Here is a 21,299-nt window from a genome sequence, read left to right as displayed (position 1 = left end):
ATCACAGTCATCACGGCCACTGCAGGTGCGTGGCGGCGCGGTACTGCACCGGCGCCTTCGCATGCAGGCCCGCACCGCCGGCAGACCGCACGACGGCGGGCTCGGCCGGGCCGGGGTCCTTCACGCCGTGCACCAAAAACCGGTCGACCAGCGCGTAGTGCGCGGGCACGTTCAGCGCCGGGGCATGGCCGCAGCCGGCCACTTCGATCACCTGGACCTGGCCGCGCGCGCCGGGGCCGCGGGTCAGCATCTCGGCGGTGACGTCGCGCAGCACCAGGTCGGACTGCTCGCCGCGCAGGCACAGCACGGGGATGTCCAGCGCGTCGTAGTGGTCCCAGATCAGGTAGTCGTTGGTGTGGTGGGTGAACTGCTGCACCATGGCCGGATCATAGTGCGGCGTCACGCGGCCGTCGGGCAGGCGGCGGGTGGAGGTCTCGGTCAGGCGGCGCCACTGCTCGTCGCTGAGCCAGCCGTAGGGCTGGTACACCTGCCGGAAGAACGCTTCGAGCTCCTGCACCGTGCCGAACGATGGCGGGTGGCCCGCATAGGCCTTGATGCGTTCGAGCGCCGCATCGGCCAGGCGGGGCGCGTTGTCGTTGAGCAGCAGGCTGGTGATGCGCCCCTTGAGCTGCGGCTCGAACAGGCCCGACGCGCACACCGTGCCGATGGCCCCGCCCATCGATGTGCCCACCCAGTGCGCCTTGTCGATGGAGAGCTGGTCGAACAGATCGGCCGCGATGCGCGCGTAGAACGACAGCTGGTATTCGTCCCCTGGCACGCGGGCCCACTGGCTCAGGCCCCGGCCGATGGTGTCGGGGCAGATCACCCGAAAGCGTGGCGCCAGGTGGGCGGCCAGCTCGTCCATGTCGCGCCCGGTGCGCGCCAGGCCGTGCCAGGCGATGACCACCGGCGCATCGGGTGCGCCCCCGCCCCACTCCATGTAGTGGATCTCATAGCCGGCGCAGGTGGCGTAGCGCGAAGTGGGGGACATGGTGGCAACCTTTGGGGACGAAAACGAAAATGGAAAACGGCGGGCGGCTGCGTGGGCGGCGCGGCATGGACGGATGTGCATTCGACCGTTCAACTAGGCGGGAGCCGCAGACAGTGCTGTAGCACGGCAAGGCGAACCAACGACGTTCAACGGTTGAAGGCATATCCGTACTATTTCATCAGGCGGCCGTTGCTGCCGATGACGGTGACCTCCACATAGCGCGAGCCGATGCGGTTGGTGGGCGAGTAGCCGAGCGTGATGCCGCCCAGGTCGTAGCTCTGCAGCGACTCCAGCGCCTTGACCACCCGGGCGCGCGAGGGCGCGGGCCCCGCGCGGCGCAGCGCCTCGACCAGCACCTTGGCACCCAGGAACTGCTCGAAGCTGGTGTAGTTGACCTCGGCGTCGGGCGCGTATTTCTTGAGCAGCGACTGGTATTCGCGCACCACGGGCAGCTGGGGCCGGTAGGGGTAGGGCACCACCTGGCTGATGCCCAGGCCGTGCGCGTTCTTGATGCCCGCGAGCTTGACCAGCTCGGTCGGGTCCACCACCGAGATGTTGTACAGCTGCGCGCCGCCGCCCTGCTCGCGATAGCGCTGGATGAACGCGGCGGCGGGCTTGTTGATGGCGATCATGATGACAGCGTGCACATCGGCGGCCTTGATGGCCTTGACGGCACCATCGACCTGGTCGGTGTTGCGCTCGTAGCCCGCGGCCACCACCAGCTTGAGGTTGCGCTTGGCCAGCGCCGCCTCCACGCCCGCCAGGCCCGCCTTGCCGAAGCCGTCGTCCTGGTACATCACGGCCACGCGGTTCATGCCCAGGGTGGTGAGCTGCTGCACCATGTGCTCGGTCTCGTCCACGTAGCCCGCACGCACATGAAAGATCCAGGGGTTGAACGGGCTGCGCAGCGACTCGCCGCCCGTGTACGGCGCGACCAGCGCGGCGCCGCCCTGCTCCAGCACGCCGTCGGCCAAGAGCTGCGTGATGTTGGCGGTGCCCGCAAAGCCGTACAGCGCCACCACGTCGGGGCGCGCCAGCATGCCGCGGGTCAGGCGCACGGTGTCTGCGACCTTGTACGCGTCGTCCACCACCTCCTGGCGGATGGTGGCGCCGTGCACGCCGCCCTGGGCGTTGACCCAGTCGAAGTAGATCTTGCCGCCCAGCACCATCTGCGCGCCGGTGCTGGCCAGCACGCCCGACAGCGGGGCCACCTGCCCCACCACGACCTCGGCCGCGTGCAGCGGGGGCGCCAGGGCGGCGCTGCACACGGCCACCGTCATTGCCGCCATTGCCACCATTGACGCCAGCCTGGAGGCTGCGCAGCGGCTCCATCGTTTGAGCTTTTCCATCGTGTCGTGTCTCCGTTCGGATGTCGTTCGCGCAGCCTTCCGGTGAGCGCGGGCACGGGGCCTGTGCTCAACCCGGGGGGGCTGGACTGCGGTGGTCTTGCGAAGCTCCTTGCGGTCAGTCGGGTATGGTGATGGCGCCTGCTGCCGTGACGGCAATGGCGTTGGCGGCCACGGGGGTGGCGGCCAGTGGCGGTACGTTGGCCGCGGTGATGGCGGGCGCGCTGCCGGCCACGCCGCCGCGCGGCACGGTGCGCACCACCTGGCTGGCAGGCAGTGCCTTGCCGTTGGCCAGGTGCTCGTACACCGCGTCGAGCGCGTGGTTCAGGTACACGTGCAGCGGCACGTAGCGGGTGTCGTAGCCGGGCAGCACCGTGGGCAGGCCGATGAAGCTGTCGAAGTGCTGGGCATTGGCCACTTCCACATAGCTGAGCTTGCTGCCCGCGCCCTCGACCTTCTTGTTCAGCGCGGCGTAGGGGCGCGAGGTGTGGCTCACGGGCAGCAGCGCATCGGCGCGGCCGTGCACGATGATGGCGGGCTTGCCGCGCAGGTTGCCGTTGCGGCGGGTTTCATCGACACCGGCCTGCAGCTTCTTGGCGGCGGCGTCGGTGCCGGTGACCAGGTTGCGCAGGCACAGCGCGCCCGGCGTGTTCCAGTCGGCCACGCCGGACTCGGACACCGACAGGAAGTCGCGCGCCGCGCCCAGCCTGCCCTGGTTGTTGATGAGCTGGATGCCGCCCGATGGCGGCACGCCGTTGCCCGTGGCGAACATGCCCGCCAGCGCGGCGGGTGCGAGCGGCGCCACCGCACCGGCCGCCGTGGCACCGGCGTAGCTGAAGCCGCACAGGTGGTCCTTCACGCTGGCGCGCGAGAGGCTGTTGGCAAAGGTCACGGCCACGGCGGGCGCGACTTCGAACGCGGCCAGCGATGCGTGCAGGTCGTTCGACTCGGGCTCCCAGCCGTAGTCGCGCAGTTTTTGCAGCGCCTCTTCGGCCTGCGTGGCGGTGGTGGAGGCCGACAGCAGCCCGGCGTTCTTCAGTGCCGCGCAGCGGTTGGGCGCAATGGGCAGCGCCGCGCTGGCAAAGCCCGCAGCGTACGCAGCCGCATAGGGGCTGGTGCTGACCGAGGCGGCCAGCGACGCGCAGGCCTGGTACAGGTTGGCGTAGGTGGTGAAGTCCACCAGCGTCTTGCCCGTGACGGCGACGGTGGTGCCGCCGCGGCGCACGGTGACGCCGGGGTTGGCCGGCAGCTCGAGCGCCGGCTCGGACACGGCCACGCCGCTGATGAGGCCCTGCGTGTCCTGCTCGGCCGCGGCAATGGCGGCGCCGCCGCCGTTGGAGATGCTGGACGCGATGACGATGGTGTTGGCGGGCGTGAGTGTTTTGAGGCGCTGGCCGGCGGCGTCGGTGTTGCCGTAGCGCTGGTTGAGCACGTAGTAGCCGAACTCCACCGCCTGCAGCGTGGTGGTGCCCCAGTCCTTCTCGGAGTTCTGGCCCGAGTGCGCGTGCTTGAAGGCGAAGCGGTTGGGCGTGGCGGTGTTGAAGGCGGCCAGCTCGGTGGCCGTGAGGCCGGCGTTGAAGGCCGCGTTCTTGCCCGCCGCGGCGGCGGTGGCGCGCGTGCCGTCGATCAGCGGCACGGTGTCGTTTTGCAGGTCGTGCGGCGCGCCGCCCGTGCCCTTGTCTGAGTAGGCCACGGCGCAGCCCTTCTTCAGGCCCCATTCGCCGGTGGAGATGCCGCCGTACACGCCGCGCGAGCCCGAGGTGGTGGCCGTGATCATGCAGGGCTTGGCCGGGTTGAACGTGGTGGGCACCTGCACCATGAGCGTGACGTTCTTGCGGCCCGTGCCGTCGTCGGCAAAGGCGATGTACTCGGTGCCCGCCACCTTGCCCTCGCCCGTGGTGACCTTGCCTTGCGCATCGACGTTGGGGCCGTACAGCAGGCCGTAGCCGCCCGCGGCTGTCATGTCGAGCATGCCGCGGTAGTTGGTGTGGATGGCCGTGCGGCGCAGCTCGGCCGCCGTGGGCTTGAGCGGGTCGGCAGAGGCCGGCGGCAGGGCTGCGGCCAGGCCGCTGGCCCCGAGGCCTGCGGTCAGCAGGTCGTTGCTGGTGCCGTCGTAGCTGGTCTCGCTGATGGTGCCCAGGTACGCGGGCTTGGCGTTCAGCGCGGGTGCGTTGTTGTTGCTGTTGTCACCGCCATTGCCGCCGCAGGCCGCGAGGACCGCTGCCGCCAGGGCCGCGGGGACGAAGGGGCGCAGGCCCCCGTGGATGCTTTTCTTCACCATGTGCTTGTCTCCTGTTTTTGTCTTCACTTTTTTACACAGCTACCCCGCACCTCACCCACGCCCGCTCCTGCGGGCGCCACCCACGTCCGCGCTGGCGGACGTGTGGTGCTCAGGCCTTGCGCGCCGCGGCCGCGCGCAGGCGCCCCACCACACCGGTGGGGAAGTAATAGACCGACAGGACGAACAGCACGCCCAGCCACAGCAGCCAGCGGTCGGGCGACAGCAGCCCCGACAGCCAGGGCAGGCCCGACGCGGCCTCGCTGCCCAGGCGCAGCAAATCCTGCAGGTAGCTTTGCGCCACGAGGAACAGCACGGCGCCGATGGCCGAGCCGTAGATGGTGCCCATGCCGCCGATCACGACGATGAGCAGGCAGTCCATCATGATCTCGAAGCTGAGCGAGGTGTCCGGCCCGTTGTAGCGCAGCCAGAGCGCGAGCATGGCGCCCGCGCAGCAGGCGAACAGGGCCGACAGCACGCTGGATGTGGTGCGGTACACCACCACGCGGTAGCCGATGGCCTCGGCGCGGAACTCGTTCTCGCGGATCGCCTGCAGCACGCGGCCGAAGGGCGAGTTCACGATGCGCAGCAGCGCCAGCACCAGCGCCACGGCCACCACGAAGAGCAGGTAGTAGCACAGCAGCCGCCCATCCAGCGTCACGCCCAGGAAGGGCTCGTCGAACGGCTCGAAGCTGGGTGACAGGATCTCGGGCACCTTGAAGGTCAGGCCGTCTTCGCCGCCGGTGATGTCCGACAGCTGCGACGCCAGCGTCTGGAACGCCGCGGCCACGGCCAGCGTGATCATCGCGAAGAAGATGGCGCGCACCCGCAGCGAGAACAGCCCCACGGCCAGCGACAGCAGCAGCGAGAGCACCAGCGCGCCACCCAGGCCCACGCCCAGTGCGGTCCAGGTGGGCCCCATGCGCGTGGTGGCCACCGCAATGCCATAGGCCCCGATGCCGAAGAACATGGTGTGCGCAAAGCTCACGATGCCGGTGTAGCCCAAGAGCAGATCGAAGCTGGCGACGAGCACCACGAAGATCAGCACCTTGGCCGCGACGGACAGCGCCTTGACGCCCGGGAACAGGAACGGCGCGAACGCCAGCCCCAGGAAGATGGCCACGAGGATCACCGCCAGCACCTTGCTGCGCGGGTAGTCGCCGGAGAGAAGTCGGTTCAGCATGTTGTGGGCTCCTCTTCAGCGGTTCGCTACTGGATACACCCCTTGCGGGCGCCAGAGCAGGATCGCGACCATGAGGGCGATGTTGGAGAACAGCGCCACCTTGGGCACCAGAAAGCCGGTGTAGTTGGCCATCAGCCCCACCAGCAGCGCGCCGATGAGGGCGCCGCCCGTGGACCCCAGGCCGCCGATGATGATCACGATGAAGATCAGCACGTTGACCTGCGCGCCCATCTGCGGGATCACGTTCTGCTGGTACAGGCCCCACATCACCCCGCCCAGGCCCGCCAGGGCCGAGCCCACGACGAACACGCCCACGAACAGGCGGCGGATGCGGTAGCCGAGCGACTCGACCATCTCGCGGTCCTGCACGCCCGCGCGGATGAGCAGGCCGACCTTGGTGCGCGACAGCGTCCAGGCCAGTACGCCGAAGGCCACCAGGCCCACCGCCACGGCGATCAGTCGGTATTTCTCGATGGCGGCGTCGCCCACGAGCAGCGAGCCGCGCATGCCTTCGGGCAGCGGCAGCGGGATCTGCGCGGGGCCCCAGATGACCTTGATCAGCTCTTCGCCGATGATCATGCCGCCCATGGTGATGAGGATCTGCTTCAAGTGCTGGCCGTACACGGGCCGCACGATGAAGCGCTCGAACGCCAGGCCCACCGCCCCGGCGACGGCCATGGCCACCAGCATGGCGGGCAGCACCGCCATCAGGTTGCGCCACAGGTCGGCGCTTTGCGTGTAGTCGCCCATGGCGCCCAGCACGCTGGTGGCCACGAAGGCACCGAGCGCGATGAACACGCCGTGGCCGAAGTTGAGCACGTCCATCAGGCCGAACACGAGCGTGAGGCCCGAGGCGATGATGAAGATGATCATGCCCATGGCCAGGCCCGCCACCGTGAGCGTGAGCCAGGTGCTGGGCGAGCCGATGAAGGGCAGCACCAGCAGCGCGAGCGCCGGCACCAGCGCCAGGGGTTTCCAGTCGAAGTCGCGGGCGATGATGCTCATGCCGGGCCTCCTGGGCGGGTGGGTGCTGCGACAGCGTTCGCTACCATTTCGATAGCTGCTTGCGCTTTCCCATCCAGCGGTAGAGCACCAAAAGGCTTGAAATTCAGAGTGTTTGTCATAGTGCCAGCCCCAGCAGCGACCGCTGCAATGCCTCGTCTTGCGCCAGCGCGGCCATGCTGCCTGCATGCACCACCTGGCCGTTGTCCATCACGGCGACGGTGTCACCCAGCCGCTTGGCGAAGTTGATGTTCTGCTCGACGAGCAGGATGGTCACGCCGCTCTTCTTGAGCTGGTCGAACGCCTCGATCATGTTGTTGATGATGGCGGGCGCGAGGCCCTTGCTGGGCTCGTCCACGATGAGCAGGTCGCGCGGCTCGACGATGGCGCGGCTCACGGCCACCATCTGCTTTTGCCCGCCGCTGAGCTTGCCCGCGGGGTGGTTCCAGAACTTCTCCACGGCCGGGAAGAGCCGGAAGATCCATTCGAGCCGGGCCGTGTCCATCTGCGCAGCGTTCTTGGCGCCGCGCGCGGCCAGCAGCATGTTTTCCTTCACCGTGAGGTCCGCGAAGATGCCCATGTTCTCGGGCACGTAGGCGATGTTCATGCCGGCAATGGCGGGCGTGTTCATGGCCGTGATGTCGCGGCCCGCGAAGTGGATGCTGCCCTGCGACGCATGCCACAGGCCCATGATGGTGCGCAGCGTGGTGGTCTTGCCCGCGCCGTTGCGGCCCAGCAGCATGGTGAGCTGGCCCTTGGGCACGGCCAGGTCGACGCCGTGCAGGATGTGGTACGCGCCGATGTGGGTGTGCACGCCTTTGAGTTCGAGCAGGTTGCCCGCGTTGTTGTGGGTGTTGGGGGTCGTCATGCGGCCGCCTCCTTCGTCACGCCGAGATAGGCTTCCTGCACCACGGGCGATGCGATGACTTCGGCGGGCACGCCGTCGGCCACCAGGGTGCCGTTGGTCAACACGATGATGCGGTCGGCCAGCTCGCGCACCACGTCCATCTTGTGCTCCACCAGCAGGATGATCTTGGTCTTGTCCTTCTTCAGCTCGCGGATCAGGTTCAGGATCACGGGGGCCTCGTCGTGGCTCATGCCGGCCGTGGGTTCGTCGAACATGTAGACCTGCGGCTCCAGCGCCATGAGCAGCGCCACTTCGAGCTTGCGCTGGTCGCCGTGCGGCAGGCTCGCCACAGGCGTGTCCTGGCGGTCGAGCATGGCCACCGCCTGCAGGATGGCGCGGGCGCGGTCGGTCAGGTCGCGGTGGTCGCTCCAGATGCTCCACAGGTTCAGCCCCCGGCGGTGCTTGCCCTCTTGCGTGGCCTGCACGGCCAGGCGCACGTTCTCCAGCACGCTGAGGTTGGGGAACAGGTTGGTGAGCTGAAACGCCCGGCCCAGGCCCGCATGTGTGCGCGCCGAGACGGACTGCCCCGTGAGGTCCTGCCCACCCAGCGTGACGCTGCCCGCCGTGGCGCGCAGCTGTCCCGAAATGAGGTTGAAGTACGTGGTCTTGCCCGCGCCGTTGGGGCCCACGATGGCGGTCAGCGTGCCGGGCTCGAAAGAGCAGGTCACGGCGTTGACCGCCACGTGGCCGCCGAAGCGGATGGTCAAGTCCTTGGTGGACAAGGTGCTCATGGGTAGTGCGTCACTTTCACGGTCGTCGTCTTTCAGGGGTACCGCGCGCCCTGCCCTGACATGGACAGAGCGCGCGGTGTTCAGCGCATGGTCAAGGGCATGTGCCGATGACGTAGTAGTTGGGACTGGTCTGCTTCAAGGTGTTGTTCACGAAGATGTTCCACAGCCCCATGCTCTGGTTGGAGCCCAGCGCGAAGGTGTAGCCGCCATACACGTACGCCCGGCCGGCCATGGTGTGGGCGTAGTTGCTGGCGGTGGTGCAGGTGGCGCCGCCTCCCGGTGCAGCGAGCGTGGTGCCCGTTGCGGCGGCCGATGCAGCGCCCTCGGCGCCGTTGGCGTCGGCGGCGCGCACCGTCCAGCTGTAGGTGGTGGAGGCGGCCAGGCCGGTGTCGGTGTAGCTCGTGCCGCTCACCGGCAGCGCGTTGACCTTGTTGGCATTGCGGTAGACGTTGTAGCTGGCCGCGCCCGAGACGGCGCCCCAGCCCACCACCATGGAGCTGGCCGTGGCGCCCGAGGTGCTCACGCCCGTGGGGGCGGGCAAGGCCGGGTTGGTGGGCGGGTTGGTCGTGCCGCCGCCGCTGGAGACCTGGTCCACCATGGCCTTGATGGCGGCCATCTGCGGGCCGGACTTCTTGGCGTAGTTGGCGTTGTCGTAGCCCCACCAGTCAAAGCAGCTGTTGGTGGCTGCGGTGCTGGTCTGGGGGTAGAGCATCACGATGTTGTTGGTCTCGGCCCAGCGGTTGTAGCCGGTGTTGCGCACGTACTGCTGCTGCACGTCGCTGATGTTCTGCTTGCAGCCGTGCAGCACCACGTGCAGCTTGCAGGTGGCCGTGCCGCCCGCCTGGCAGGCCTGCGGAATGTAGGCCCAGCCGGTGGTGGCCATGCCGTGGTTGGTGATGAACTGGTTCTGGTTGAACTCGACGTAGTTGCCCGTGGGCAGCGCAGCAGTGCTGCGCGGGCTCAACGTGCCGTACAGGTGCTGCAGCATGGCGCCGGCCAGGTCGAAGTTGCAGTCGCTGATGTAGGGCGCGCCCTTGGTGGAGCAGCCGTTGCCGTAGTCGTCGGTGACCATGGCGTGTTCGGCCGCGATGTCTTTCTTGTAGACCACGTTGGCCGCGGGCACGAAGCTGTTGTAGTAGGTGCGCAGTGCGTCCATCACGCCGGTCTTGACCACGCTGTCGAGCGTGCCCGAGAACAGGTAGACCTTGGAGGCCTGCAGGTTGGCCACCGGGTCGATCAGGCCCTGGCTGGCCCAGGTGTTGGTGGTGCTCACCAACGTGCTGGTGGGGATGCTGGCGGGGCTGGCCATGCAGCGCCCGGTGGCGTTGACAATGGAGCCTTCGGCGCAGTAGAACGGCCCGCCGGCGACCACGCCCGCGCCTTTGGCAAAGGTGGCCGAGTACGCCACGTGCAGCTGCACGGCCATGAAGCCGCCGGCCGACAGGCCCGACACGGTGGTCTGTGTCTTGTCGATCTTGAGTGCGGGGAGGTTGACGGCAGCGTGAGCGCCGCCCGATGCGCACAGTGCCAAAGCAGCCCCTGCTGCAGCCGCCCGGATGAAATTGAAAGCCATGTTGTCTTGTCTCCAAATAATTTTGAGAAAGTCTGACCCAGCCTCCGTGTAGACCCGGAGGTTCATGCATCAATCCACTGGAAAAAAAGGGGCGGCCGCCCCCGCGAGGATGGATCCCCGCCGGACTGAACGGACGTCAGCCAGCGGGGCCACGCAAACCGTTTATCGCTTGTTGCGAATCGGCACTTGCATCTCTTCAGGCTTGATCTCGCGCACCAGCTCGGGCACGCCCCAGGCAAAGGCCGGGTCCACCTTGATCTTGAAGTGGTACATGCTCTGCATGGCCTGGTGGTCTTCCTTGCGGAAGGTCATCTTGCCCTTGGGGGTCTCAAAACTCATGCCTTCCATGGTCTTGATGAGCTTGTTGGTGTTGGTGTCGCCCCCCGTGGCCTTGAGCGCGGTGACCAGCGCCATGGCCGAGCTGAAGCCGCCGGCGGTGAAGAAGTCCGGCGGGGTCTTGAACTCCTTGTAGTGCGCGGCCACCATGGCTTCGTTCACCGGGTTCTTGGGGATGCCGAAGTAGTAGTAGGTGGCGCCTTCCATGCCGGGGAAGTTCTTGTAGCTGGCCATGGCCGGCAAGATGTTGCCGCCCGTGGCGATCTCGATGCCGTAGCGCTTCAAGTCCAGGTCGGCGATCTTGAACGGGTTGCCGGCGCCGGCCCAGACGATCCAGATGATCTTGCGGCCGGGCTGGTCTTTGAGCTTGTCGATCAGGCGCTGGGCACCGGCGGTGAAGTCGGTGGTGGCGGCGGGCAGGTATTCCTCGTGCGAGAGCTTGGCCTTCTTGATGGAGTCCTTGAAGGCCTTGACGCCGTCGCGGCCGAAGGCGTTGTCCTGGGCCAGCGTGGCCACCGTCACGCCTTCCTTGTCGATCGCCACGGCGTTGGAGATGGCGTCCTGGCTGCTGTTGCGGCCGGTGCGGAAGATGTACTTGTTCCACTTGTCGCCGGTGATCGAGTCGGCCACGGCGGGCTCGACCAGCAGGATCTTCTTGTATTCCTCGGCCACGGGCAGCAGTGCCAGCGCCACGCCGGACGACGTGGGACCCACGGCGATGTCGGCCTTGTCGTCGGAGTACGCGGTAGCCAGCAGACTCTTGCCCAGGTCAGGCTTGCCCTGGTCGTCCTTTTCGATGACGACGAGCTTCTTGCCATTGACGGTCATGGTGCCGCCGGTAGCGTAGTTCAGGCCCATGATCAGGCCGGTCTGGGTCTGCTTGCCATAGGCCTCCAGCGGGCCGGTCTTGCTGTAGATGTGGGCGATGCGGATCTCGCCGGACGACTGGGCGAACGCGGGGGCGGACAGCGTGGCGGCTGCGGTGACTGCGGCGGCAGCGAGGGCGACCAGGGTGCGACGGTGCATGGCGATGTCTCCTTTGTGTTGATGCCTGAACATTGCACAGTTCGTGCCAAGGCACAAGCCGTTGATTCTTAAGAAAATTTCCTCAGCGCCGCCAAGGTCATGCCTGAAATCAATACAGTCAAATTGCCTGAATTTCAGACACTTGCCTGAAATTTATTCAGGGTTTTCCAGACGTCCATAGAGCGTTGCGCGCGAGATGCCCAACTGCCGTGCGGTGGCCAGCTTGTTGCCGCCATGGGCCTTCATGGCGGCGTGGATGGCGCGCTGCTCCAGCTCGGCCACCTGCTCGGCCAGGGGGCGCAGGTAGCGCGATTCGTCCTCGGCCTCGACCACCACGGCGGTGGTGTCCTGCACGGGTGCTGCGGGCTCCACGCCGGCCTCGCGCAGCACGCGCTCGAGCTGCGCGGCGTCGATGGACTGCGAGTCCGAGCGCATCACGGCCTGCTCCAGAACGTTGCGCAGCTCGCGGATGTTGCCGCGCCAGGGCTGGCCGGCCAGCAGGGCCAGCGCGTCGGGCAGCAGCTCGGGCGGGGGCGTGCCGTTGCGCAGCGCCAGGTCTTCGCCCAGGGCTTCGACCAGCGCGGGGATGTCGCTGCGCCGCACCCTGAGCGGCGGCACGCGCACCGGCAGCACGTGCAGGCGGTAGAACAGGTCTTCGCGGAACTTGCCCTCGCGCACCAGCGCGGCCAGGTCGCGCGAGGTGGCGGCCAGGATGCGCACGTTGAAGGGCACGAGCTTGTTGGAGCCCAGGGGTTCGATCTCGCCTTCCTGCAGCGCCCGCAGCAGCTTGGCCTGCAGGCTTTGCGGCATGTCGCCGATCTCGTCGAGGAACAGCGTGCCGCCATCGGCCAGCTTGAACTTGCCGTCGCGGCCCTTGCGGTCGGCGCCGGTGTAGGCGCCGGGGGCCACGCCGAAGAACTCGGCCTCCAGCAGGGTGTCGGGCACGGCGGCGATGTTGACGCTGACGAAGGGGCCGCCCGCGCGGCTGGACGCCGCGTGGATGGCGTGGGCCAAGAGTTCCTTGCCGGTGCCCGTCTCGCCCAGCAGCAGCACGGGGCTTTGCGACTGCGCCGCGCGCCGCGCCTGGCGCTTGACCTCGGCGGCGGCGGGGCTCGATCCGATGAAGCTGGCAAAGGTGTACTTGGAGCGCCGCTCGCCATCGCCCGCCACGGCCAGGCTGCGCCGGCGCTGGCTGGCCAGCTCGCGCCGCGCGTCGTCCAGGTCGCGCTGCAGCAAAGCGAACTTGCTGATCAGCGGCTGCAGCGTGGTCTCGGGGTGGTCGAACAGCACGATGCCGATGGCACCGATCACGCGGTCGGCATCGTCGCGCAGCGGGATACGGCTGACCACGAAGGTGCCGGCCTTGTTGGTCAGCAGGTCGATCAGCACGGGCTGGCCGGTCTCCAGCACGCGGCGCATCTGCGTGTTGGGGATCACCTCTTCGACCGTGCGGCCGACAAACTGGTCGACCGACGAGAACCCCAGGTCAGGCAAAAAGCGCTGGTAGCCCTCGTTGACCCACACGATGCGCCCGCTGCGGTCCACCAGGAACATGCCCTGGCTGACGCTGGAGAACAGCTGGAACATGGAGCGCGCCGCCAGTTCCAGGATGCCCTGGGCGTCCAGCGGCAGAGCGGGGGCGTCATCGGTGAGCAAAGACATCCGCGGATGGTAGCGCGGCGGCGCTGGGCGGGGCCGCACCACCGCGGCGGCGAGTGCAGGTACTGCAAGCACCATTTGCTATACAAAATATAGCTGCTGGCGCTTTACCATCCAGCGCTAGGTGGCATTTTCATTCAAAAGTGCAGATCCCTCGATGCCTCCGTCCACCCCCGCCGGATACTGCGACCGCGTCATCCGCAGCACCACCATGGGCTGGATCGCCGCGAGCACCTCAGCCTCGCGCACGGCCAGGGGTTGGTCTACCAGGATGCAGGGCTTGCCGGTGCGGCGGCAGTGGTCCTGCACGCGCCAGTACTGGTCGTGGCTGATGCAGCCGGTCTGGCAGATCACCAGGTCGGCAGCGGCGAGGTTGGCGTCCAGGGCCATGTGTTCGGCCGCTTCGGTATCGTCGCGCGCGATGGTGTGGAGCGTGGGGTGCAAGGCATGCACCGCAGGGGGGAGTGGTGCGGCATGCAGCGGCGCGGGGACGTGCGCTGCTGCGGTGGATGGCGGATGGACCAGCCCTGCCCTGTCAGCCTCACCCTGCCTTGCCGTGCTGGCGTCCTGCGCCGCCGCCTGGCGCCAGCGCAGGCACTCGCGCGACAAGGCGGTGATGCGCTCTGCCAGCTGGCCGATGTGCCGCGCCATGGCCTTGCGGCGCGGCAGCCCGGGGTGCGCGGCTTGCAGCTGCTCCAGCTCGTCCCGGGCAATGGCCAGGCGCGTGTCGCGCAGCACGACCGCCCCGCGCAGGCGCACCACCTCGGCGGTCAAGGCATCGATCTGCGCAGCCTGCGCCGCAATGGCGGCACTGCAGCGCTGTTGTGCGTCACCCAGCTGGCGGCACAGCGCCAGAAACTCCTGCGGAAGTGAATGCATGCACCACCTTTGCAAATAAGAACTATTCGCATTTTATGATAGAATCTGCCCTCGTTGAGCAAGCCTCCTGGTGGGGAGGGCATCGAAGGACGTCAGTGCCTTGGGTGTCTGGCTTGCGATGACTTTGCTGCTGACCCATAAAAAAACCGCGCTGGGAGGCGCGGTTTTTTTGTTGCTGCAGCGCAGACTGCAGAGCGCGTCTGCGCCCGGGCCTAGCCCTGCGCCTGCGCGAGTGCCAGCTTGCGGGCAGCCCAGCGGCGTGCCAGGCGGGGCAGGATCAGCACGGCCACGACGATGATCATCAGCGTGAGCGAACCGGGGCGCTCGAAGAAGATGGTCCACTTGCCTTCGCCGATGGCGACCGCATTGCGCATCTGCGCTTCGGCCAGCGGGCCGAGGATCATGCCCACCACCACAGGCGCTGCAGGGAAGTCGAAGCGGCGCATCACCACGCCCAAGAGGCCGATGGCGTACAGCAGCACCAGGTCGAACGCGCTCTGGCGCATGCCGTACACGCCCAGCGTGGCGAACACCAGAATGCCCGCGTACAAATACGACTTGGGGATCTTGAGCAACTTGACCCACAGGCCCACCAGCGGCAGGTTCAGGATCAGCAGCATGACGTTGCCGATGTACATCGACGCGATCAGCGCCCACACCAGTGCGCCGTTGCTGCTGAACAGCTGCGGGCCGGGCTGGATGCCGTAGTTCTGGAACGCGCCCAGCAAAATCGCCGTGGTGTTCGACGTGGGGATGCCCAGCGTGAGCAGTGGGATCAGCGTGGCCGTGATGGCTGCGTTGTTGGCGGCTTCGGGGCCGGCCACGCCTTCGATGGCGCCGGTCGTGCCGAACTCTTCCTTGTGCTTGCTCAGCTTCTTCTCGGCCGCGTAGCTCAGGAAGGTCGGGATCTCGCTGCCGCCAGCCGGCACGGTGCCGAACGGGAAGCCGATGGCCGTGGCGCGCAGCCAGGCGGGCCAGGAGCGGCGCCATTCCTGCTTGGTCATGTGCGTGCTGGTCAGCTTGTTCTGCGTCTCTTCGGTCTTGCCCTCGTACATCACGTTGTACAGGGCTTCGCCCACGGCGAACAGGCCCACCGCGATCAGCACCACCTCGATGCCGTCCATCAGCTCGGGCACACCGGCGGTGTAGCGGGCTTGCGCGGTCAGCTGGTCGATACCGATCAGGCCCAGGGCCAGGCCGACGAACAGCGCCACCATGCCGCGCAGCGTGCTCTTGCCCAGCACCGCGCTCACGGTGGTGAAGGCCAGCACCATGAGCATGAAGTACTCGGGCGGGCCCAGGCGCACGGCGTATTCGGCCACCACGGGGGCGAAGAAGGTCACGAGCACGGTGGCGATGGTGCCCGCCACGAACGAGCCGATGGCCGCGGTGGCCAGCGCCGCACCGGCGCGGCCGTTCTTGGCCATCTTGTTGCCCTCCATGGCCGTCACCATGGACCCGGCCTCACCGGGCGTGTTGAGCAGGATGGAGGTGGTGGAGCCACCGTACATGGCGCCGTAGTAGATGCCCGCGAAGAAGATCATCGATGCGGTGGCTTCCACCTTGACGGTGATGGGCAGCAGCATGGCCACGGCCACTGCGGGGCCGATGCCGGGCAGCACGCCCACGGCGGTGCCGATGACACAGCCCACGAAGGCCCACATCAGGTTGATGGGAGTGGCTGCAGTGATGAAGCCCTGCAGCAGAAGGTTCCAGGTATCCATGGTGTGCGGGCTTTACAGCCATCCCGTGTTCGTGAGGCCGGGCAGATTGATCGCCAGCAGTTGGGTAAACATCCAGAACACCGGCGCGGCCACGGCCACACCGATGAAGAGGTCCTTGATCCAGGCCTTGGCGCTCAGGTCGAGCCGGCCCTCGGAGCTCTTGAAACCCCGCACCGCGAGCACGAAGCACAGCGCACAGCTCAGGATGAAGCCGATGGTGGTGATCAGCAGCGCATTGAGCAAGAGGCCTGCGGACACCCAGACGAAGCCCTTCCAGTGGGCCTGCTCGTCGCCAGAAGCCTCTTCCAGGTCACGAAAGCCGCCCGTGCGGGCATGCAGGATGGACAGTGTCCCGCAGAACACGAGCACGATGGCGACTACCCAAGGGAAGAAATTGGGACCCACGCCGCCATAGCCGGCCTCGGAGCTGATGGAGGTGGCGCCCCAGGCCAAGAGGCAGCCCAGCACCAGAACGCCGGCACCGACCACGGTCTGCAAGCCCGTGGAGCGAGAGGAATGTTGTTGTGTCATGTTTTTATTCCGCGAAAACAACGACAGGGCTGCGTGGAGCCCTGAATGGCGCGCTGCCCGGAGCGGCGGCGCGGCGCAGTGCGTGCGCCGCCCCCGGGCGTGCAGCCGGTCAGATCATTCCGGACTTGGCCATCGTGGCGCGCAGGCTGGCGAACTCGGCATCCACGAAGTTGGCGAAATCGTCGCCCGCCAGCCAAGCCGGCGTCCAGCCGTTCTTTTCCATGGCGTCCTGCCAGGACTTGTGCTTGTAGGTCTTGGACAGCGCGTCGACCAGTTCCTTGCGCTGCTCGGCGGTGATGCCGGCTGCGCCGTACACGCCGCGCCAGTTGCCGATCTCCACATTGATGCCCTGCTCCTTGAGCGTGGGCACGTTCACGCCCTTCAGGCGCGTGGCAGAGGTCACGCCCACGGCGCGCATCTTGCCGGCGGTGATGTATTCGGCGAACTCGCTGTAGCCGCTGCCGCCCACGGTGACGTTGCCGCCCAGGATGGCCGCAGTGGCCTCACCGCCCCCACGGAAGGCCACGTAGTTGATCTTGGCAGGGTCCACGCCCACTTCGCGGGCGATCATGGCCGCTGCGATGTGCTCGGTGGATCCGCGGGAGCCGCCGCCCCACTTCACGCTGCCGGGGTCCTTCTTGAGCTGGTCGACCACGTCCTTCATCGACTTGAAGGGCGAGTTGGCCGGCAGCACGAACACGTTGTATTCGCTGCTCAGGCGCACCAGGGGGGTCACCTTGTCCAGGCCGACCGGTGGCTTGCCGGTGATGATGCCGCCCAGCATCACGGCGCCCATGGTCATCAGCGCGTTGGGGTCGCCCTTGCTGGCGTTGGCGAACTGGGCCAGGCCGATGGCGCCGGCAGCGCCGCCCTTGTTGTCATAAGTGACCGAGCTGGCCACGCCGGCATCCTGCATGGCCTTGCCCAGGGCACGGCCCGTGGTGTCCCAGCCACCACCAGGGTTGGCAGGAATCATCATCTTGATGGCTGCCGCGGCATGGGCAGACAGCGGCAAGGCACCCACGGCCGCCATGGCGGCCAGGGACTTGAGGAAGGTATCGCGACGCATCAGAGTCTCCTTATGGTTTGTCGAACCTGTCGATGATGCGCGCCCTGCCTGTCAAACGGCTGTCCACAAAGTAAGGGAAAACCCCCTGAGGCGCTGCGCGCCTTACCCCCTGAAGGGGGACGCACCCCGCGGCCTGGCAAAGCCAGTTCCACGGGAGTGATTGAATCCCCCTGTGGCGCTGCGCGCCTTCCCCCTGAAGGGGGACGCACCCCGCGGCCTGGCAAAGCCAGTTCCACGGGAGTGATTGAATCCCCCTGTGACGCTGCGCGCCTTCCCCCCTGAAGGGGGACGCACCCGGTGGCCTGGCAAAGCCAGTTCCACGGGTGCACTGGCCTTGCGGCGCGCTGGTAACGCAGCCAAGGCTGTCGGTAGATAGACTCCTTGATAGGCTGCAGAAATGCATTTTTTGCAAATCTGGCTGGATGCACACAGCCAGCCCGTCACAGTGATATGGTCCCGCGCATGAAATTGCTGCTCGTAGAAGACGACCCCACCATGCAGGCCACGCTGCACCGGGCCCTGACCCGGCGCGGCATGGAGGTGACGCCCGTGGGCGACGGGCGGGCTGCGCTGGCGCAGTGGGCCGCCCAGCCGCCCGATGCGGTGGTGCTGGACCTGACCCTGCCCGGGCTCGACGGCCTGCAGGTGCTGCAGCAGGCGCGCACGCGCGGCCTGCGCACGCCGGTGATCATCCTCACCGCCCGCGGCACCGTGGGCGACCGCATCATGGGGCTGAACTCGGGCGCCGACGACTACCTGCCCAAACCCTTCGACCTGGACGAACTCGAGGCCCGGCTGCGGGCGCTGGTGCGGCGCAGTGCGGACCCGGTGGCCAACACCGCCCTGCCCCCCAGCATCCTGCAGATCGGGGCCATCCGCTACGACACAAACAGCGGCGCCATCTACCTGAACGGCGAGGTCATGGAGCTGACCCCGCGCGAGCTGGCCCTGATGCACGCCCTGCTGGCCCAGCCCGGCCACGCGGTGACCAAGGAGCGGCTGTACGAGCTGGTCTTCCCCGGCCAGCTCGACGTGCAGTACGAAGCCATCGAGGTGGTGGTCTACCGGCTGCGCAAGAAGCTGGTGGGCACGGGCCTGACGCTGATGACGCTGCGCGGCCTGGGCTACCTGCTGCGGACGGACGCATGACGGACCGCGAGGCACCCACCGCCACGGCCCGCACGCCGCGGGAGCCCCGACCGCATTCGCTGCGCCGGCGCCTGCTGCTGGGCATCTTGGTGCCGGTGGCGGTGTTCATCACCTACAACACCTACAGCCTGTACCACCAGACCCTGGCCTCGCTGCACACGGCTTACGACCGCACCCTGCTGGCGTCGGCCAAAAGCATCAGCGAGCAACTGGACGTGACGGGCTACGACGACAACGCCCACCTGCGCGCCACCGTGCCCTACTCGGCGCTGGAAGCGTTCGAGGCAGACAACCAGAGCCGCATGTACTACCGCGTCTCCAACCTCAAGGGCGAGGTGATCTCGGGGTTCGACGAACTGCCGCTGTGGCGCGGCACCATCCCTACCCGCCCGCCCTATGCCGCGCTGGTCGATTTTTATGACGACACCTTTCGCGGCCTGCCGGTGCGCGTGGCCGTGCTGCTGCAGCCGGTGGCCAGCTCCAGCGGGCGCGCCATGGCCGTGATCCAGGTGGCGGAGACGCTGGAGGTGCGCGAAACCCTGGCGCTGCAGATCCTGCGCAACACCCTGCTGCGCCAGGCGCTGCTGATCGCCGTGGTGGCCTTGACCGTGGCACTGGTCGTGCAGCGCGCCACCAACCCGGTGCGCCAGCTCAGCCACCAGCTGCAGGCCCGCAGGGAGGGCGACCTGAGCCCCATCGCCGCTCCGTCCGCCCCCCGCGAACTGCAGCCGCTGATCGACGCGACCAACGAAGTCATGCAGCGCCTGCGCCACCTGCTGCGGCACCAAAAGCGCTTTGTGCGCGACGCATCACACCAGTTGCGCACGCCGCTGGCCGTGCTCAAGACCCAGGTGCAATCGGCCCTGCGCGGCGACGTGGAGCCGCGCCAGGCCCTGCACGAGATCAGCGACACGGTCGACCGCGCCACGCAGCTGGCCAACCAGATGCTGGCCCTGGCCAAGGTGGAGCAACTGCGCCAGCAGAGCGCGCCGCCCATCACGCGCATGGACGAGATACTGCGCACGGTCGCGCTGGAAATTTCTCCGCTGATCGCCCAGCGCGACCTGGACTTCGGCATCCACACCGAGGTGGCGCGCGTGCAGGCGCACGAATGGATGCTGCGCGAGCTCAGCCGCAACCTGCTGCACAACGCCGTGCGCCACGCGCCGCCGGGCAGCGAACTGACCGTGGACCTACGCACCGACGGACGCCATGTGGCGCTCACGGTGAGCGACCACGGCAGCGGCATCGACGACGAACTCGCAGCGCGCCTGTTCCAGCCCTTCTCCGCCGGTGACGTGCGCACCGGCAGCGGCCTGGGTCTGGCGATCTGCCACGAGATCGTGCAGGCGCTGGGCGGCAGCATCGTGCTGACCAACCGCATGGCCGGCAGCCGCGTGGCAGGCCTGGACGCCGTGGTGCGCCTACCCCTGTCGCAACCCTCGGCTGACAATGCTGACGCCGCACACACGGCACAATCTGCTGCATGACGACCATGATGGAGACAATGCGCCTGGACAAGTGGCTCTGGTGCGCCCGCTTTTACAAGACACGCAGCCTGGCCACGGAAGAGATCGTGAAAGGCCGCGTCACCGTCAACGGCCAGGCGGTCAAGCCCGCGCGCGACCTGCGCTGCGGCGACACGGTGGCCCTGCGTCAGGGCCCCGTGGCCCGAACGGTGCTGGTGCGCGGCCTGAGCGGCGCCCGGGGCCCCGCGCCCGTCGCACAGCAACTCTACGAAGAAACCCCCGACAGCATTGCCACCCGCGAGCAGGCGGCAGAGCAGAGGCGCCTGGCACCGGAACCCGCAGCCACCCTGCAGGAAGGCCGTCCCACCAAACGCGACCGCCGCGAGATCGCTCGCGTCGGAGCCCGGGGCTGGGGTGATCGGTGGAGTGCTTCGATCGAAGAGTGATGGCGGGCTGATGCCCTCTGGCAGCAGAAGCCCTTTTTCGTTCGAAGCCCTTGGGGTTGAATCACGGCGAATGCGTCGTGGGCCGTTGGGCCAATAAACACGTGCAAACGTGGACACGAACGCTGCGGGTCAAGCTGCGAATCATTCGACGGCTTGATGGCGTGGCGTGCTGCACGCCCCATCTCGCGCTCCACCTCGCCGCAACGCCAACCCCTTACCAAGCGCCAACAGCAAAGCCCTGCGCATCGACTGCGGCAGGGCTTGCATCGTCATGCTCCAGGACAAGGTCCCCGAAGCATGCAGTTCAAATCAAGGTTACTTCGCAGCGTCCTTGATCGCTTCCTTGGCGTCGCCATAGTTCTTCTGCACGTTGCCTTCGACTTGCTTGGCGGCCCCCTTGGCTTGTTGCTCGGGGCTGTTGATCACTTCGCCCGTCTTTTGCTGAACCTTGCCAGCTACTTCCTTCAGTGCGCCCTTGACTTGATCGGTGTTCATGGTGATTCCTCCAGAGTTTGTGCAAAGCAAAATGGCCTTGCATCACCGACAGGTTAGGTGCGGGCGGGCTACCACGAAGCGAGTCAAAACCGCTGGGTGACGTCAGCTTGAGCCTACGCCCTTGTGGGTCTGGCTTGACGTAGCTCTGGGCGAAGGCAATCTGCATCCAATGGATCGGGAATGCCGCTGCGCGGACGCCGCGCAACAAATGCCCTGTGACCCACGATTCACAGGGCATGTTCTGGCGGAAACGGAAGGATCGGTCAGCTCCATTGTGGTGAGGAGCCGAACGGATCGACACCAGTTTGTGGGCCATATGCAGTTGCTGGCTACCGATCCGTCAATCCCTTGCCTCATATACTCGCCGCTGCATAAAAATGGGATCAAGAAATGCAGTTCTCGCGCGCAATTGAATCGCCCCGGCTTATCTAGACACTTTTGAGCCGTTGGGAATGTCGCTGTTCGAACTCTACAGGGGATAGTCCTGCCGCCGATGAATGACGGC

General features: G+C 67.2%; 18 protein-coding genes. 3 read left to right on the top strand and 15 right to left on the bottom strand.

Annotated elements, in window-relative coordinates:
* Positions 1–10: 10 nt before the first annotated feature.
* From ACIGHN_RS25225 to ACIGHN_RS25160, 14 genes are all read right to left on the bottom strand, one after another.
* Positions 11–991 (bottom strand): alpha/beta fold hydrolase, encoded by a 981-nt coding sequence (locus tag ACIGHN_RS25225; RefSeq protein WP_396506865.1) that lies wholly within the window; start codon positions 989–991, stop codon positions 11–13.
* Positions 992–1,161: 170 nt separating this feature from the next.
* Positions 1,162–2,340 carry an ABC transporter substrate-binding protein gene (locus tag ACIGHN_RS25220; RefSeq protein ID WP_396506863.1) on the bottom strand — a complete coding sequence of 393 codons (1,179 nt, stop codon included), beginning with the start codon at positions 2,338–2,340 and terminating at the stop codon, positions 1,162–1,164.
* Between the two features lie 115 nt (positions 2,341–2,455).
* On the bottom strand, positions 2,456–4,618 hold the full coding sequence (locus ACIGHN_RS25215) for a D-(-)-3-hydroxybutyrate oligomer hydrolase (RefSeq protein WP_396506861.1): 2,163 nt from the start codon (positions 4,616–4,618) through the stop codon (positions 2,456–2,458).
* Between the two features lie 109 nt (positions 4,619–4,727).
* A complete protein-coding gene (locus ACIGHN_RS25210; RefSeq protein WP_056418758.1) occupies positions 4,728–5,798 on the bottom strand; it encodes a branched-chain amino acid ABC transporter permease in 1,071 nt (356 codons plus the stop codon).
* Between the two features lie 15 nt (positions 5,799–5,813).
* The gene (locus ACIGHN_RS25205; protein WP_396506859.1) at positions 5,814–6,803 is read right to left on the bottom strand and encodes a branched-chain amino acid ABC transporter permease; all 990 of its coding nucleotides are present in this window, start codon (positions 6,801–6,803) and stop codon (positions 5,814–5,816) included.
* Positions 6,804–6,918: 115 nt separating this feature from the next.
* Positions 6,919–7,668 (bottom strand): ABC transporter ATP-binding protein, encoded by a 750-nt coding sequence (locus ACIGHN_RS25200; RefSeq protein ID WP_056169906.1) that lies wholly within the window; start codon positions 7,666–7,668, stop codon positions 6,919–6,921.
* Positions 7,665–8,438: an ABC transporter ATP-binding protein gene (locus ACIGHN_RS25195; RefSeq protein WP_218384666.1), complete on the bottom strand. Its 774-nt coding sequence runs from the start codon at positions 8,436–8,438 to the stop codon at positions 7,665–7,667. Before ACIGHN_RS25195 ends, ACIGHN_RS25200 begins: the two co-directional genes overlap by 4 nt.
* Before the next feature lie 91 nt (positions 8,439–8,529).
* Positions 8,530–10,011, bottom strand: a complete 1,482-nt coding sequence (locus ACIGHN_RS25190) for a fibronectin type III domain-containing protein (RefSeq protein WP_396506856.1) — start codon at positions 10,009–10,011, stop codon at positions 8,530–8,532.
* 162 nt (positions 10,012–10,173) lie between these two features.
* Complete coding sequence (locus tag ACIGHN_RS25185) at positions 10,174–11,373, bottom strand: substrate-binding domain-containing protein (RefSeq protein ID WP_056169913.1); 1,200 nt, start codon at positions 11,371–11,373, stop codon at positions 10,174–10,176.
* A gap of 153 nt (positions 11,374–11,526) precedes the next feature.
* A complete protein-coding gene (locus tag ACIGHN_RS25180) occupies positions 11,527–13,035 on the bottom strand; it encodes a sigma-54-dependent Fis family transcriptional regulator (protein WP_056170676.1) in 1,509 nt (502 codons plus the stop codon).
* Between the two features lie 117 nt (positions 13,036–13,152).
* Positions 13,153–13,911, bottom strand: coding sequence for a DUF2325 domain-containing protein (locus ACIGHN_RS25175; RefSeq protein ID WP_396506853.1), 759 nt, complete (start codon positions 13,909–13,911; stop codon positions 13,153–13,155).
* Positions 13,912–14,123: 212 nt separating this feature from the next.
* Complete coding sequence (locus ACIGHN_RS25170) at positions 14,124–15,635, bottom strand: tripartite tricarboxylate transporter permease (protein WP_396506851.1); 1,512 nt, start codon at positions 15,633–15,635, stop codon at positions 14,124–14,126.
* 12 nt (positions 15,636–15,647) lie between these two features.
* Positions 15,648–16,166, bottom strand: a complete 519-nt coding sequence (locus ACIGHN_RS25165) for a tripartite tricarboxylate transporter TctB family protein (protein WP_396506849.1) — start codon at positions 16,164–16,166, stop codon at positions 15,648–15,650.
* Between the two features lie 109 nt (positions 16,167–16,275).
* Positions 16,276–17,235 carry a tripartite tricarboxylate transporter substrate binding protein gene (locus tag ACIGHN_RS25160; RefSeq protein ID WP_056169924.1) on the bottom strand — a complete coding sequence of 320 codons (960 nt, stop codon included), beginning with the start codon at positions 17,233–17,235 and terminating at the stop codon, positions 16,276–16,278.
* Between the two features lie 450 nt (positions 17,236–17,685).
* On the opposite strand from ACIGHN_RS25160, the gene ACIGHN_RS25155 reads away from it, so the two are divergent.
* The 3 genes from ACIGHN_RS25155 to ACIGHN_RS25145 are packed head-to-tail and all read left to right on the top strand — an operon-like array spanning position 17,686 to position 20,299.
* Positions 17,686–18,384 (top strand): response regulator transcription factor, encoded by a 699-nt coding sequence (locus tag ACIGHN_RS25155; protein ID WP_056169927.1) that lies wholly within the window; start codon positions 17,686–17,688, stop codon positions 18,382–18,384.
* Positions 18,381–19,874 carry a sensor histidine kinase gene (locus ACIGHN_RS25150; protein WP_056418788.1) on the top strand — a complete coding sequence of 498 codons (1,494 nt, stop codon included), beginning with the start codon at positions 18,381–18,383 and terminating at the stop codon, positions 19,872–19,874. The genes ACIGHN_RS25155 and ACIGHN_RS25150 overlap by 4 nt, the downstream gene beginning before the upstream one ends.
* The gene (locus ACIGHN_RS25145) at positions 19,871–20,299 is read left to right on the top strand and encodes an RNA-binding S4 domain-containing protein (RefSeq protein WP_056418791.1); all 429 of its coding nucleotides are present in this window, start codon (positions 19,871–19,873) and stop codon (positions 20,297–20,299) included. Before ACIGHN_RS25150 ends, ACIGHN_RS25145 begins: the two co-directional genes overlap by 4 nt.
* 315 nt (positions 20,300–20,614) lie before the next feature.
* On the opposite strand, the gene ACIGHN_RS25140 is transcribed toward ACIGHN_RS25145, so the two are convergent.
* Positions 20,615–20,794 (bottom strand): CsbD family protein, encoded by a 180-nt coding sequence (locus ACIGHN_RS25140; protein ID WP_056418794.1) that lies wholly within the window; start codon positions 20,792–20,794, stop codon positions 20,615–20,617.
* Positions 20,795–21,299: the final 505 nt, after the last annotated feature.

This window comes from Acidovorax sp. NPDC077693, from assembly GCF_044542805.1.
GTDB lineage: Bacteria > Pseudomonadota > Gammaproteobacteria > Burkholderiales > Burkholderiaceae_C > Acidovorax.
The sequence above is the reverse complement of the archived record's forward strand: the minus strand, read 5'-3'. Positions and strand labels throughout refer to the sequence as shown.